The organism is Flavobacterium sp. LC2016-23 (genome assembly GCF_009674775.1).
Taxonomy (GTDB): domain Bacteria; phylum Bacteroidota; class Bacteroidia; order Flavobacteriales; family Flavobacteriaceae; genus Flavobacterium.
The window spans coordinates 105,240-118,709 of the sequence record NZ_WKKE01000015.1 but is presented as its reverse complement, the minus strand read 5'-3'; the positions used below and the strand labels follow the sequence as shown (position 1 = coordinate 118,709).

The following is a 13,470-nucleotide window of genomic DNA, read 5'->3' as shown; positions in this document are numbered from 1 at the left end:
TCACAAAATTAAAACTGAAATGTCATATCTATTAGAAATTGATTGTTCTAAATTGTATCAAAGTTAAACGTCGTTTAAATGCTGTTTAAATCACTAAACTTTGTAGATCATGATATCCGTATAACTTGCACTATAATTTACTGTAGCAGTCATTGTTTCAGTATATGCACCATTAAACGGGTTACTCATTGGTGTCTTTGTCTCAATCCACTCACAAAGCTCAATAATAGAGGATTTGTTAGATGTAAAGTAAAAATACTTTGTCTTATCCAATACCTGCAAAACATCTAAATAGTCTTTAAGTTTCCAATATCCCTTGTATGAAGTGGTTTCTGTTGACAAATAAGGAGGATCAACTAAGAATATTACATTGTCCAAATCTTTGTACAAGTTAAACAGCGTTTTATAGCATTTACTAACCACCTCAATGCCGTCTAAGTATCCAGTTGCATCATAGTTTGATTGTCGTACACAGTTGTAAAGTGTCTCTTTTTTAAACTGATCTAACGTAAAAGCATATTTCATACTAAATAGCAATGAGCTGGAAACAGTAATAAAATCTAAATAACCGCTTTTTTCTTCCTTAGAAAGCCTATTTATGATTTCATCGCGCGCTATGCCATCGATACGTCTATCTTTCGGGTAATCGGCTAAAATTAACCTCAAATCACTAATTAGCGCATTGGTTTTGTTGATGTTTTCTAATCTTAAGCGATAATTGTCGAAATCATTGTAAATAACAGTTGCATCCGGATAAATTGATTTAACGGTATGGCTTAATAACCCACTACCTCCAAACAAATCTACATAAGTTGCTGTTGGTGAGTATTTTTTTAAAGCAGGTTCAAACTGCTTTAAAAATTTGCGCTTTTGACCCATAAAAGGTAAAGGAGCTGCTTTGAAAATTTTCTTATTTTCCATTCGATTTTTGATTGATGATTGATTATATTTGCACTTCCTAGGTTAATTTAAACATGACGCAAAAAAGCCAAAGCAGGAAGACTTTTTTAGTCCTCCAACGCTTTGGCTTTGTTGCTAATAATAAATTACCCTAGGAAAGTATTTTTATGTTGGAGGACTTTTTTTAATTCCCTACTCCCTTGGAATTTCTTTTACTTTTCTTCTTTTAGAAACAATGGTGTGATACTGGGTAACACCGCTGATAAAACCAAACCGATTAATTTGATTCTATTGATTGTTAACAGTGAGAATCCCACTTCTTGTAAAAGATCGAATTTGGTATCAATGATACCAGTCAATACAATTAAAATGCTGGCGATGATAGCCATTTTTTGTTTATTCATATATTAAGATTTATAAGTTTACTAATTAGAGTGATTGGATTGTCTCCCAAGCGGTACCGTTGTAGACACAAAGCTTCTTTAAAGTTGAGTCGTACACAATTAAACCTTCAGCCGGGGAAGCAATAGCGTTCTTTTCTGTAGTCGTCATTCTTGGCGGGAGAAAACCTTCTGTATTGCTATTAATGGCAAATCTAGCCGAGGCAACCTCCGTAAAAGTTCCTCCGGATTGCAGAACTTCGCGACCACTCGCAAACATTTGCTTTACTTGAACTTGATTCCCGCTAGTACCTCCAGACATGAAGGTCTTTAGTTTTCCACTAACAAATGAATTTCTTAATGCTGTATCCCCGGATGAATCGTACAGATGTAATCTGCCGTATAAAGTTGCCGAAACGGACTGATCAATGTAAGCTGTACCATAAGGAATAGTGATTCCATAAGTCGGCTTTATAAAACCTGAAGCTTGAATATCTAAGGCCAGTAATTGAGTTGTATTTGTATAAAACCTAAAACCGCCATTATTATATCTACTTCTAAAATTGGAATATCCAGTTGAAGTGTCGTATAATTCAATTTCAGCGTAGTTCGAATTATCATTCGCGCTAAATATTTTTGACTGACCTTTCAAAACAAAATCCATGTCGGTAACCGTTGACGGAACATAAGCAGTTGTCTGTTTTATTCCCTTATTTACAAACATACCTCCCTGAGCAATAATGCCGTCTGGCAAACCTAATAAACGAGTTGTTGCGCCACTATTCGATATCCCTAACAAAGTGCCTGTTGCTGAATAATTATACTTTGAAAATTTTATATCAGTAAACTCTGAAAGCCCTTTTACGGCTACAACTTGATTACTGTTTTGATAATAGTAATTAATTGCAGGCATTACAATTTTTGCCATATCCTCACATCCTGTTTTATTTGGGTGTGTACCATCGTATGTTAATGCTGAATTTGTCACATTACCAAAAGGCGTATTAGTGACCATCGAGTACCACAAATCTACATACGTACAACCTTTTGCCGTAGCCACATTTGATATTGCTGTATTATAGCTTAAAATGGAAGCAACTCCGGAACCTCCCTGATAATGAAATCCGGGAAGCGAAACCAAAATAATATCTGAACCTGACCAACCTTTACTAATGGCATCATTAACCAAATTGGTCAAGTCCGTTTCAAATATCGTGGCAGTATTACCTCCTAATGCCCTGTCATTAGTTCCATATCCGAAAACTAAATACTTCATACTTGAAGTTTTGGTCGGAGTAAGCGATAGAGGAGTAGTTTTCGCGGTTGTACCACTCACAGCCAAATTACTTTCTGTATAACCCATTGCATCGCATAACACTTTAGGCCAACGGTCTGTTGCCGTAATTCCCTGCCCTGTCATTAAACTATCACCACGAAAGACAATGGTTTTAGCAGCTTCAAAAGGTGTATTTAAAATCACTTTATCCTGAGAAATTACGTCAGTTGCGACGATATCGGCCTCTGTACCTCCAAAACTCCTTCCGTTAAGTTTAATCATGAATTGCTTACCAGTGTCAGTAAGCGTATAATATTGTATTTCAGATTTAGCAACTGCAAAGGACGAAGGCAAAGCATTTATGTAACTCACAAATCCTGCTATATCCTGAGTGATTAGATTAGCCGAAGTTATGTTTGTATTGACGATCTTAATTTCGCCACTACCTCCACCGCCAAATTCGCTGCGAGGTACATGTTTTACAATTTTGCCGTTCAGAACCATAACGGAGTCGGCTTTTGATATACTTAAGGGAACGGAATTTAATTCTAAAGTTTTAGCGAAATAAGTAGTTCCAGATATTTGTGCCGAAAGATTTAAACTAACGGCCACCAGTAATAGTAAAATTATTCTTTTCATATTATTTATTGTCTATGATTATGATTTCAGTGTCTTCATTTTCACTAACTGTTTTCCTTATCTTTTCAATGAGAAGGACACCGTTTCTTAGACTAATTTCCGCTCTAAGATTCGGATCACAGTTGTCGGTTAATGTAATGGTGTCTTTTGCAACAACCGTTTTTAGCTCTTTGAGCGCTCTTTTCAATTTTTTAATTTGCTTTGTGGTATTCATATATTTGATTAAATTATTTACGTGTATGAAGATTTTAGTTGATCGTTGCTGCCTGTCCAGTTTCCGCTGACGAAAGAGTTTTCAATCCAGCACATGCAGTAATCACCTGGTTCTTTTTCATTCTCATTTACATTTGGTGCAACCTTGAAAAAAAGAACTTGTCCTACTGGAATACAACGTGATTTTAGTAATAAATTAGGATGTGCATTTTCATCCTGTAAATGATTGTCAAAAACTTCCTGTTCGGTTTTGCTTGCAAGAAGACCATTAATACCGCTGATGTCAGTGACAGCAATCTGATCGCTTTTGTGTCTAAAAGAATCCCATGTATCCCAAAACTGATTTTGGTCAGGAACTAAACCAGTTTTAAACCAGTTTTTTATTGTAGTTAATGATACTATTGCCATTATCCTTTATATCTTATAAAATGTACAATTCTGTACGGGTTCATAATGCTAAATTCCTGATCTCCTCCAAACGGTTTAATAAGTTGTCCTTCTGCGAAATCTCCAGTTCCATAGTCGCCAACTGTTAATCCGTCAGTACCTCCTCCAGTACCACCCTTTTTGAGAGCCGAACCGTTAATAGGACTTATTTTAGGAAGCTCTGCTACTGATAATTTCTTATTTTTATTTCCACTAGCAGAACCCAATGTTGCAAAATCGGGATCATCCGGATTTAAACCAAATGGCATTCTACCACGAAGGTTTACATATTCTTCCCATCCTGCTGGTATGTCTTCCAAAGGTCTTCCCCAAATAGCAATTAAGCCAATAGGAATATTGCTCGGTTTTTCTTCGAGTGCTGTAACTCGTAATATCAATTCATCCAAATCCGTCTTATCACCTTTCGACTCTAAAGCAGCAGGAATACCTTTTGTTTCAAAGCCCCTTTTAAAATCAGCCCAAGGATATTGTATTGTGGCAGTTCCGAAAGTTACTTGCCTTATAAATTTTACTTCATTCGAGTTACCGTCTTCGAACTCTAATGATTGTTTTGTTTCACTAATAATTACATTGGTCGTTTTTACACCTCCTTTAAAAGGCAAAAGTTCACCGTTGATAAAGACAAAGCCGTCTGAAACGTTAGTCCCTGTTAGTATGCAGCCTGATATAATTGAAAAATTACCGACGATAGCACCTAATGAATTAAATATCTCATATGCAGTCTGCATATCGCCGAGAATGTTAGTTTCAAAAGGAAAACCGACAGACTGATTAAAATTGAATCTATTCATATTGGATATATTTTGTATCTTTTCGAAGCCAGTTTGTAAAAAACAATCAGGGCATCTAATTGATGTTTTGATTTTTCTATAATTTCAGATGGTACGTAAACATTAAAATCCGAACCTGTACCTAAATATTCGGCATTTTGATAGATGAACATCTTACCGAGGAATACCGGTTTTTTTTCAGCGCGGGTGTAAATATATTTTCGGGGAAATGAGTTTCCTTCGCCAATGTAAATACGTCTTAAGGATGGGTCAAGATTATCATTGAGAACTTTTCTTAGATAACAGACCTGTCCAGTATGATTTAGTTTATACCAATCATCTAATCTTTTTAATTTCCATTGATAATGAAGTTTAGATATTGGTAAGACCAAACAATTAAAAAAAGCGATTGTTGCTTTCTTTCTTTTAAAGGTCGGAGTTAAAATCAATACTAATTTTTGATAATCTATATTATACCACATAACTCACATTATCAAAATTTACTATTTCAAAGTACCCCGCAACAGGTATAGTTTTTACATTTATTGGAGCAAATGGCAAATAAGCCACAGTCAATGTGTCGTAATAGCTTGATTCGGCTGTTTTGATATGTGCATTAATTACACCATCCACAGCTCTTAATTTTTCAATGAGATCATTAATCACTAATTCACCATCAAAAGGCAAGGATTTCATGTAGCTTTTAATAGCATTTTCGACAGGCTTTCCTCCATTAACGATACTATTCCCGTTTTCATCAATCACCAAAACATCTATATAGATGTCCATATCCAATCGTAACAAATCAGCCGGATTATTTACAACATTGATTTTAACACCAGCGTATTTTATTTCATTCAGATATTGTGTGAAACTTGTGATTTCTATATCAGTTAATGGTGTCAATAAATCGTCATGCTCGCTGGCCACTTTGATTATTAATCGATTACTTTCTGCTGATTCTTTAACCGAACAATATTGTATAATTTTTGACGCTTCAATCTGATCGTCTGTGTATCCTGTATTATCAAATTTGTCGGTATCTACTACTAAATCAAAACCATGTTGAAAAGCTAATGCCATGTTTTTATACCAAGACGGTCTACCTGATTTTTGTTCGTAAATTGCTGTGTCAATCTCCTTTTTGTGAATGTCAAAAAGCTTTTCTAAAGTCCATGCTGAAAAAGCTACGATATAAGTAATCAGACGATAAAAAGCGACCTTACTTGTGGAATTCATAGCTGCTAAATTTTCATCTGAAGCAATACTATCTAAAATTTCTTTCTGAATTATTTCTATTTGTCTTGCCATTTTAACCTACTATAAAATCATTACCAATTATCATATAACCTATTCCGGTTGGACGCACTTCCAGCCCATCAACTCCTCCTGTTGCAATTACATGTTGCTTATTAATAAAATAGTCAACTACTTCCTGAACTATCAGTTCACTTTTTACAACTTCCAATTTTTGAGCAGGATTAATGTTATCTGTTGGTGATATTCCATTTAATAAAGCCAATTCAAAAACAGTTAGCACATTTCCGTTGACCTGAAGGGATATGTCAAATAAATTTTGATTATGTAGAACTGTTGATTGCATGACTTCTTAATTGTTGGTTTTCCTTTTTTAACTGAGTTATTTCGAGCTGTTGAAGTCTGATCTTTCGATCCTTTAACTTTAATTCCTCTTCGAGCATTGAGATCTTACGATTCAGTATGTCTTCAAATTCTTTGTATCTATACTCATATCGTTGTTTAAGGTCATCTAAGATCTCTTTGTAATGACCGGATAATTTGATATCGTTATCAATTTCAGTTGATATGGCAGCCTTTTGCGCTTGAACTATTTCAATTTTTAACTTTTCAACATCCTGTCTATTTTTAGCTCTTGTAAAGAGAAATGTAAAATACCCGGTACTGCCTATTGTTGCGATAAATGCGGATACATTTAATATTACTTCTTTCATTTAAACATCATTTAAAAACTGATTAAACCTATCTTTAACACTGGAAAATTGTGCTGCATTTACTAATGTGGTAGTGTTTCCAGTTCCACCCGTTGTCGTGACCAAAAATTTCATTTGTTCAACAGCGGTTAATAAGTCAGAAACCAGACTTTTCAATGTCTCATTTTCTTTTTTTAATAAAAAACCTGATTCAGTAATTCGAAATTGAACTGTTTTAACATTGAGATCTAAACTTTCAATTTCAGAATAGGCTTCGACATATAATTTTTTAAGATCTTCCTGAATAGGACTAACTAAAACCGAACTGCCGACAGCTGGAAACAGAAAAAATTTGTTTTCCTTTCCATCAATTACAGAAGACAATCGCACGTCTGTATATTCAATCTGATCGTCTGAAACAATACACGTTCCTTTGGTTTTATCGACCGCGATTACAGTTCCCGGAAAAGTATCAACGTCTCTTTTTCGAAGGTTTCTAAAAGCATCTTGTAATTGTTTTTCCATTATAAACGACCTCCTATAGTTACTTTTCTTCTTGCGCCTCCAGTTCCGAAAGTGGTGACGACTTTCTTTATAAAATAGTTACCTTCCCGGTTAGGATGTTCGCTATCTATAAATTTTGCCTTCATTCCACGGGTTGCAAACGGTATTAAAAAACTTGTTACATCACCATCAAACCCGTCATACTTCAACTTTTCAATTTCGGCTTTCGCCATTTCTTCAAGCTTTTTCATATCTGATATTACAGATGTATGGTATTCTCTTTGTTCGCCATCAGGATCACCAACCTCAATGCTTTGTCTTTTATTGGCAGCATCGATGTAAGTGTATTTAATTTTAATTTTCCGGTCTTCCTTGCTCTTAAATTCAAGGCTGTTTTCGACCAGGTTAAAATTCAAATCATAAACCACTGTTTGCCCGATGTTGGTTAGCTGCTGTAAGCCGCAATAGAGCTTTCCATCATCTGTAATAAAAACAGACATTAATAAGTCCTTTTTAAGACTTTCTAAAACTTGCGTTCCATTAGCATTTTTGATAATCCATTTATTCAGCTGGACATCTGGAATTCTCTCATCTAATTGAACTGGAGTATCTTTTACAACTTCCTGAAGTATTTCCTTCATGTTTGTTTTTTCCCAAGTCTTGGTAATGTTTTTACGTCTTAGTAACCAAATGGCATCTTCGCAATGTATTTCTAAAGGAATTTTTGGGCTTATCTTTTTGACGTAACCTACAAATTCAACACCTGAATATTTACCTTCATAGCCTAAAGTGATCTTAACCGGATCACCGACTTTAATGGCATTTTCAGTATATTTCTGTTCACCGTTTTGTTTAACTTTAAAACGAGTAGGGAGTTTAATAATAGCAGTGTCTCCCATGTCTTCAACTGATTTTGTAATTTCAATATCATTGACTGCATTAAAAACAAAATCGCCTATTTCAGCCTTTCCCTCGAGTATAAACATTATGCCAGTAGATTAATTTTTGTTTTGTCTTTTTCGTTTAAATCCGCAAAGAAATCGGTGTCACTAATTGCTTTCATTGTGTATTTCTGCATTCCGGATTCACCTATCATTTCATCAAATTGAATATCTTCAATTACTATGCTTCTGATTCCGAAAAGCTCAAAAAAGGCGTTTTCCTCGACTTGCAGCGCATCGTTGATATCTACTAATTCATTTAACGATTTCACTTGATCCGAAGGATAGATTTCCGGATCATACTTATCGACACAAACACCTTTAATTGAGATTATATAATCATCTGTATTGATATACTCTTTTACAGTTCCTTTTTTGTATTTTCCAACAGTGACAGTTTTAACAATTGTCTTTGTCAAACCAATAGAAACCAAAGGCTCATTTGGCAACATAAAAACCTGACCTTTATAGGATAATTTCAATTGCATGAAATATTTTGCTCCTAAAAGTTGTTTCGAGTTTATAGCACTCAAATCCGGCAAACCATACTTTTGTTTGTTCTTTTTCCACCAGTCCGGGAAATGTGGGCCAACATAGTCTAATGCAGCCCTTATAAGTATTTCCTTTATATTAAACTGAGCCATTAGTCTGTTTGCATTTGATTTACACTGTTAACCGCCCTGAGTAACATTTCCTGAACTTTTTCTCCTAAACTCTCAAGACCTTTTTCAGTATTTTCCACAAATATTTTAGTATCGTCCTGAAGCTTTCCGATGTTTATCGTTATGTGTGTCATTTTAGAACCACCGGAAACAATAGTGTCTTTTTTGTCCTTTGAATCCTGACCTTTTCCGGCAGCACCCGCAAGACCTTTGTTTTTAGACAAATAATCATCATAGGCAGCAGTGCCTCCGTTTTTCTTTGCTCCGGCATTACTAAACCTATCCTTTAGAGCTTGGAAATCTCTTTTAATTCCGTTGGTGTCAACTTTTATTCCTACCTGACTAAATTCATTCTTAGCTTTCGAGGCACTGTCAACCATTTTTTTGTAACCGTCAGTGATCGCTTTTTTTCTTGCTTCAACATCTCCAGCAATCTGAGCGATCATTTTCTGATTTTCGGTTGAATCGCCCATGCCAACGGCATCTTTGAATTTATACCAACCAAGTTTTATTTTATCAATACCAATCATTACACTGTTAATTAATGAAATGAAACCTAATTTTGCATAATCAGTGAATGTCTGCCATACAAAACCCGCACCTTTGACCGTATGTTGCCAGCTTTCACCCCAACCACTGGTGTACTTCATAACCATTCCAATGACTACAATAAGAGCCATAATACCCAACACAATCCAAGTAACCGGGTTTACAAGCATTAAGGCATTAAACACACCAATAGCATTGTTCCAGAGCCACCAAGCGGATGTTAATATTATAATTTCACGAGCGAAAGGAGTTAGAATATCAATTACAGTTCGCAATCCGGTTGTCAACCAGTCAATTCCCAGCAAAATACCGATCATGACATTTCCAAATATTCCAAGAGCGTCACTAGCGTCGTTTATTCCAAAGGCCACTCTTACAAATTCACTTAACGATATTATTACAGGTCGTATCATTTCAAAAAGTATTGAGAACCATTCTGAGATATAAGCTAAATTGTCACTTAAAAAAGCTAAGCCAACACTTAGAATTGTTAGTGCCCCTGTGAAAATTTCCCCTGATTCGCCACCGATAGCAACTAAAAAGGTATTCCACTGATCACCAAGATTTGAAATTTTCCCGCCTAATGTTTTTGATACGGCTTCCATCGATCCGGCCACGCCTTTCATTTGTCCGTATTGTAGTAAAGCTTCTGTAATGGCATCTGAATTGTTTTTAACTTCCTTCGTGACGCCTTTAAAAGATAGCTTTACCATATCACCGCTTTTACTGGCCTTAATACCAAATTCTTTTAACCTCTCAAATTCACCTGTTTGGGCATCGAGCATCGCTTCAGTTAGCTGATCAAAACCTTTTCCTTGTGAAGAGGCTAAATCGCCCAGATTTTTAAGTTCGGCCTGTGTGGGTAAAACACCCCGGTTGACAAGCTTTACAAATGAACCCGTAAGTTCATTCAATGCAAACGGTGTTTTAGCTGCGAAATCATTTAACATATATAAAGCTGCAGCTCCAACTTTATCAGATTGAAAGGTATTCGTTAAGACGGCATTGAATTTTTCATATTCCGCCCGGGCTTCAATAACCTTATTAGTAAACGACCAAATGGCCGTTAACGCAAAGACGCTGGTTATTATACCTTTCAGTTTATTAAGCGTACCGGAAAGACTTGATGATGTTGCCTGAACCTGATTAAGGTTATTGTTTAAACCTCTAACATTGTTGATGGTATGACCAACTGACGTTGCTATCTGATTAAGCGCATTGCTTGCATAGTTTCTTAAGTTTACAATAAATGTGTAGGCGTTCATACTTGTGAATTTTCTTTTTCTTTTGTTCTTATATAATGAAGGTTCTGAACCTCTTCACACCAAGATCGATCACTCAATTTATGCGGATTTCTAATGTGCATGTAATACTTTAAGTAGGCATCCAGAAGCCTAATTTTTAAAGACATTGTTCCTTCTTTATTTGTGTGAACAAAATCGAAGGATGAGGCGTCATTTCTATCAATGACCGCCTCGTCTAAAGCTTTTTTAGCGAAGCAACTTTTTTGTTTTGCAATTTTTCAATCGCCTGAAATAATGGCATTCTTATGGAAGCATTATCTCTATCATTAAAAACTTCATCTTTCTCGATACAGATTGCTTCGAACAACTTTTCCTGAGTTACAAAGGCTTTACCGCTTGGGTTTTTCTTTTCGGCAATTTTTATATCATTACGTGTAATGATTCTGACTTTGCACTTAAATTCACCGATAGTAATAATGGAATTATTTCCTTCTGATTGAATTTCCGCTTCATCATAATTGAAGAAATCACGAATTTCTTTTCTTGCAGGAAAAAAATATTCATCATTGGTTTTTATTTCTTCATCTCCTCCGATAAATAAACAGGTTATTAATTCTTCTCCAAATGCAAGATCTCCGTTTGACATCGCATTAAATGCACGTCTGTAATCTTTCATTGTTGGCTCTCTCAGATAGGCCGTTTTGTCTTCTACAGGTAATTCGTAAACTCCGCCAAACTTAGCTTTCCATTCGCTAATTTGTTTTTCGTCGATTACGACCTTTAATTTTATAGTTTCGTCAATTGCTGGTTTTGATTCTGTTGTTTTCATTGCTTTTTAGTTTTAAAAAAAACCATTCTTTATAGATAAAGAATGGTTTTTGAATATTTGAGAATGTGTATCTTATTGTTGATGCTTAATGTCTAAGAAAATAATCGGTAATTCTACTAGCATGTTTTGATCGCCTTGTTTCATTCCTTTCTTATATTCCTTTACCTCACAACTTACAAGTACATCTGTCACAGTTGCGCCACCATCATTTGGGGTAAAACTCCAAATGATATCGAAGTTTAAAGCTAGAATATCATTGTTGGGTGCATCTTTAATCATGGCCTCAACTTCACTTTGCCATAAGACGATTTTGCCCTCAAAATCTTTATTTCCTCGGACGATTTTATGACCTATTGTTCCACGTCCACGTAAAACCGTTTTTTCCTGTTTAGCGGTGTACTCAACTTCGTCCACGCCTTCAATAATTCTACCGCCAAGCGCAATAGAAATATCGTTCCAAGAATAATTTTTACTACTATAATCTGCCATTATTCAAGTGTTGTTGTGAATCCTATGTTCACAGTTATGAAATCTGAATATCCAACAGGTAATAATTGAAGTTGAACATCCACGTTATTTGAAACTAATACATCTTGATTTGCATCAATAAATGCTTTAACTCCTGAAAGTTTGCCGGGTTCAACCATAAGACCGTCTATTTGACGTTCGATTGAGTTCTGCCATCCTTTGATAATTGCCGGGTGGATCGTTCCGGTTTCAGTCACGGGAATTTCATCTGAAAGCTCTTCTACAAGAGTAGTGTAAGCAATTAAAATAGCTTCATCCATTACCAAACCCCGCGCAAGGCTATTAAAGTCATCTGTAGATTTGGTCAACGTCTTGTCTCCAGTAAAATAGAATCCGGATTTATTAGCAAAACTTCTTAAGAAAGTGTAATTTTTGGTGTCGATTGCATCCCAAGCAGTATCCAATGTAGAAATTGGTTCACCATTTGTAAAGTATGCAGCGAAAGGTTCTACAGCCCCGTCTTTTACACGGCTTATCTTTCTTTGCGTTGGAATGCTGGCCAATCTTCCCAATGCCAAACCGATTGAAGCTTCTTTAGAACCGTCATTGTTTGCGATTAGAATTGAAACTTTATTGTAATCAGTTGTCGAGTAATCTTTAAGATTTGCTACAAGACCGTCAAATTTGTTTCCTGAAATCAAAACACGCACTGGAAAATAACGATCGCTAAAATTTTGTGCTAATGCCTGAGCTTTAACAACCGCCAAATGCGTATCATTATCAAGGCCATTTGTAATTGTTTCAGTAGTGCCGGATTTCTTTAAGAGACCTAAAATTCTAATTTTACCGGATGCATCAGATAACAATTTCTTTGCATAACTCTTAGTTAAATCCGCTTGATCTTCTAATGTAATGGTGGAAGGAACTAGCATGAACCATAACTCAGCACCTTTTTTAGCTTCATCATAAAAGCTTTTAAGATGGCTGTAAGCAAAAGCATTTGTTCCCGTCTCTTCAATACCTAAATTAACCGCCTCTTCTAGTGAAAAAATTTGATAAGACGTTCCAACTGTAACTTTGTTTGATCCTGTCACAGTAGCACCCGTTAAAACGAATCCAGGTATTTTTTGAATGTCGGCCTGTAATAGTCCTAAACCACTGCTAGAAATATTAAACTTTATATTTGGTAAACTCATACGACTTTAAAAAATTTAAGGATAAAACAGGCTAGAAAACCGACCACGAAAGCGATAATCAAATCCCAAAATGTCCAGCCTGAACTGGTGTCCTTTTTAATCTGATCATTAACTTCTTTTAACCTGTACTCTGTCTCTAACTTGTTTTTAATTTTGGCAGCAAGCGCCAGACTGTCACATGTTGCGGTCACCTCGATAGAATCCAGTACAACCACAATTTTAGCGGTAGCATTGCCGTTTTTCTGTGTAAAGATTTTTGGCTTTTGAACGTTGTTTAAATCCTGTTTAAATGTTAAGTCGGATACAGGAATCTTCAAACTGGTTTCTGACTTTGGAGCGTATAGAATCGTGTCTCTATAGCTCACAGTTTTTTCCTTCGTTGTTTCGATAATCGTATCGACTTTTTGAGTTTCCTGTCGTTTAGAACGACAGGAAGTCAAAAAACAAAAAACAATTACAGTACAAATCAGCAAAAATTTGAATGTTATGTTTATTCTTTTCAT

General features: G+C 35.6%; 18 protein-coding genes. All 18 read right to left on the bottom strand.

Annotated elements, in window-relative coordinates:
- Positions 1-93 precede the first annotated feature (93 nt).
- Positions 94-921, bottom strand: a complete 828-nt coding sequence (locus GJU43_RS14110) for a DNA adenine methylase (RefSeq protein ID WP_154341396.1) — start codon at positions 919-921, stop codon at positions 94-96.
- A gap of 191 nt (positions 922-1,112) precedes the next feature.
- Positions 1,113-1,304: a hypothetical protein gene (locus GJU43_RS14105; RefSeq protein WP_154341395.1), complete on the bottom strand. Its 192-nt coding sequence runs from the start codon at positions 1,302-1,304 to the stop codon at positions 1,113-1,115.
- 25 nt (positions 1,305-1,329) lie between these two features.
- On the bottom strand, positions 1,330-3,195 hold the full coding sequence (locus tag GJU43_RS14100; protein WP_154341394.1) for an SGNH/GDSL hydrolase family protein: 1,866 nt from the start codon (positions 3,193-3,195) through the stop codon (positions 1,330-1,332).
- A 1-nt stretch (position 3,196) separates the two neighbouring features.
- The gene (locus tag GJU43_RS14095; RefSeq protein WP_154341393.1) at positions 3,197-3,409 is read right to left on the bottom strand and encodes a hypothetical protein; all 213 of its coding nucleotides are present in this window, start codon (positions 3,407-3,409) and stop codon (positions 3,197-3,199) included.
- A 17-nt stretch (positions 3,410-3,426) separates the two neighbouring features.
- On the bottom strand, positions 3,427-3,816 hold the full coding sequence (locus tag GJU43_RS14090) for a hypothetical protein (protein ID WP_154341392.1): 390 nt from the start codon (positions 3,814-3,816) through the stop codon (positions 3,427-3,429).
- On the bottom strand, positions 3,816-4,583 hold the full coding sequence (locus GJU43_RS14085) for a hypothetical protein (RefSeq protein ID WP_154341391.1): 768 nt from the start codon (positions 4,581-4,583) through the stop codon (positions 3,816-3,818). The genes GJU43_RS14090 and GJU43_RS14085 overlap by 1 nt, the downstream gene beginning before the upstream one ends.
- A 59-nt stretch (positions 4,584-4,642) precedes the next feature.
- Positions 4,643-5,107, bottom strand: coding sequence for a hypothetical protein (locus GJU43_RS14080; RefSeq protein WP_229655064.1), 465 nt, complete (start codon positions 5,105-5,107; stop codon positions 4,643-4,645).
- Positions 5,097-5,936, bottom strand: a complete 840-nt coding sequence (locus tag GJU43_RS14075) for a nucleotidyltransferase (protein ID WP_154341390.1) — start codon at positions 5,934-5,936, stop codon at positions 5,097-5,099. The genes GJU43_RS14080 and GJU43_RS14075 overlap by 11 nt, the downstream gene beginning before the upstream one ends.
- 1 nt (position 5,937) lies before the next feature.
- Positions 5,938-6,228: a hypothetical protein gene (locus tag GJU43_RS14070; protein ID WP_154341389.1), complete on the bottom strand. Its 291-nt coding sequence runs from the start codon at positions 6,226-6,228 to the stop codon at positions 5,938-5,940.
- Complete coding sequence (locus GJU43_RS14065) at positions 6,206-6,595, bottom strand: hypothetical protein (protein WP_154341388.1); 390 nt, start codon at positions 6,593-6,595, stop codon at positions 6,206-6,208. Before GJU43_RS14065 ends, GJU43_RS14070 begins: the two co-directional genes overlap by 23 nt.
- Positions 6,596-7,099, bottom strand: coding sequence for a hypothetical protein (locus GJU43_RS14060; protein ID WP_154341387.1), 504 nt, complete (start codon positions 7,097-7,099; stop codon positions 6,596-6,598). It lies immediately after the preceding gene.
- Positions 7,099-8,064, bottom strand: a complete 966-nt coding sequence (locus tag GJU43_RS14055; RefSeq protein ID WP_154341386.1) for a late control protein — start codon at positions 8,062-8,064, stop codon at positions 7,099-7,101. The genes GJU43_RS14060 and GJU43_RS14055 overlap by 1 nt, the downstream gene beginning before the upstream one ends.
- Positions 8,064-8,663, bottom strand: coding sequence for a DUF6046 domain-containing protein (locus tag GJU43_RS14050; protein ID WP_154341385.1), 600 nt, complete (start codon positions 8,661-8,663; stop codon positions 8,064-8,066). The genes GJU43_RS14055 and GJU43_RS14050 overlap by 1 nt, the downstream gene beginning before the upstream one ends.
- Complete coding sequence (locus tag GJU43_RS14045; protein ID WP_154341384.1) at positions 8,663-10,495, bottom strand: hypothetical protein; 1,833 nt, start codon at positions 10,493-10,495, stop codon at positions 8,663-8,665. Before GJU43_RS14045 ends, GJU43_RS14050 begins: the two co-directional genes overlap by 1 nt.
- 214 nt (positions 10,496-10,709) lie before the next feature.
- The gene (locus tag GJU43_RS14040) at positions 10,710-11,303 is read right to left on the bottom strand and encodes a hypothetical protein (RefSeq protein ID WP_154341383.1); all 594 of its coding nucleotides are present in this window, start codon (positions 11,301-11,303) and stop codon (positions 10,710-10,712) included.
- Between the two features lie 72 nt (positions 11,304-11,375).
- On the bottom strand, positions 11,376-11,792 hold the full coding sequence (locus tag GJU43_RS14035; protein WP_154341382.1) for a hypothetical protein: 417 nt from the start codon (positions 11,790-11,792) through the stop codon (positions 11,376-11,378).
- Positions 11,792-12,967, bottom strand: coding sequence for a DUF2586 family protein (locus GJU43_RS14030; protein WP_154341381.1), 1,176 nt, complete (start codon positions 12,965-12,967; stop codon positions 11,792-11,794). Before GJU43_RS14030 ends, GJU43_RS14035 begins: the two co-directional genes overlap by 1 nt.
- Positions 12,964-13,470, bottom strand: coding sequence for a hypothetical protein (locus GJU43_RS14025; protein WP_154341380.1), 507 nt, complete (start codon positions 13,468-13,470; stop codon positions 12,964-12,966). The genes GJU43_RS14030 and GJU43_RS14025 overlap by 4 nt, the downstream gene beginning before the upstream one ends.

Excerpts from the sequence above, each read along its gene's own strand:
- GJU43_RS14110 (WP_154341396.1), bottom strand. The coding sequence starts at position 921 with ATGGAAAATAAGAAAATTTTCAAAGCAGCTCCTTTACCTTTTATGGGT.
- GJU43_RS14105 (WP_154341395.1), bottom strand. The coding sequence starts at position 1,304 with ATGAATAAACAAAAAATGGCTATCATCGCCAGCATTTTAATTGTATTG.
- GJU43_RS14100 (WP_154341394.1), bottom strand. The coding sequence starts at position 3,195 with ATGAAAAGAATAATTTTACTATTACTGGTGGCCGTTAGTTTAAATCTT.
- GJU43_RS14095 (WP_154341393.1), bottom strand. The coding sequence starts at position 3,409 with ATGAATACCACAAAGCAAATTAAAAAATTGAAAAGAGCGCTCAAAGAG.
- GJU43_RS14090 (WP_154341392.1), bottom strand. The coding sequence starts at position 3,816 with ATGGCAATAGTATCATTAACTACAATAAAAAACTGGTTTAAAACTGGT.
- GJU43_RS14085 (WP_154341391.1), bottom strand. The coding sequence starts at position 4,583 with ATGCAGACTGCATATGAGATATTTAATTCATTAGGTGCTATCGTCGGT.
- GJU43_RS14080 (WP_229655064.1), bottom strand. The coding sequence starts at position 5,107 with ATGTGGTATAATATAGATTATCAAAAATTAGTATTGATTTTAACTCCG.
- GJU43_RS14075 (WP_154341390.1), bottom strand. The coding sequence starts at position 5,936 with ATGGCAAGACAAATAGAAATAATTCAGAAAGAAATTTTAGATAGTATT.
- GJU43_RS14070 (WP_154341389.1), bottom strand. The coding sequence starts at position 6,228 with ATGCAATCAACAGTTCTACATAATCAAAATTTATTTGACATATCCCTT.
- GJU43_RS14065 (WP_154341388.1), bottom strand. The coding sequence starts at position 6,595 with ATGAAAGAAGTAATATTAAATGTATCCGCATTTATCGCAACAATAGGC.
- GJU43_RS14060 (WP_154341387.1), bottom strand. The coding sequence starts at position 7,099 with ATGGAAAAACAATTACAAGATGCTTTTAGAAACCTTCGAAAAAGAGAC.
- GJU43_RS14055 (WP_154341386.1), bottom strand. The coding sequence starts at position 8,064 with ATGTTTATACTCGAGGGAAAGGCTGAAATAGGCGATTTTGTTTTTAAT.
- GJU43_RS14050 (WP_154341385.1), bottom strand. The coding sequence starts at position 8,663 with ATGGCTCAGTTTAATATAAAGGAAATACTTATAAGGGCTGCATTAGAC.
- GJU43_RS14045 (WP_154341384.1), bottom strand. The coding sequence starts at position 10,495 with ATGAACGCCTACACATTTATTGTAAACTTAAGAAACTATGCAAGCAAT.
- GJU43_RS14040 (WP_154341383.1), bottom strand. The coding sequence starts at position 11,303 with ATGAAAACAACAGAATCAAAACCAGCAATTGACGAAACTATAAAATTA.
- GJU43_RS14035 (WP_154341382.1), bottom strand. The coding sequence starts at position 11,792 with ATGGCAGATTATAGTAGTAAAAATTATTCTTGGAACGATATTTCTATT.
- GJU43_RS14030 (WP_154341381.1), bottom strand. The coding sequence starts at position 12,967 with ATGAGTTTACCAAATATAAAGTTTAATATTTCTAGCAGTGGTTTAGGA.
- GJU43_RS14025 (WP_154341380.1), bottom strand. The coding sequence starts at position 13,470 with ATGAAAAGAATAAACATAACATTCAAATTTTTGCTGATTTGTACTGTA.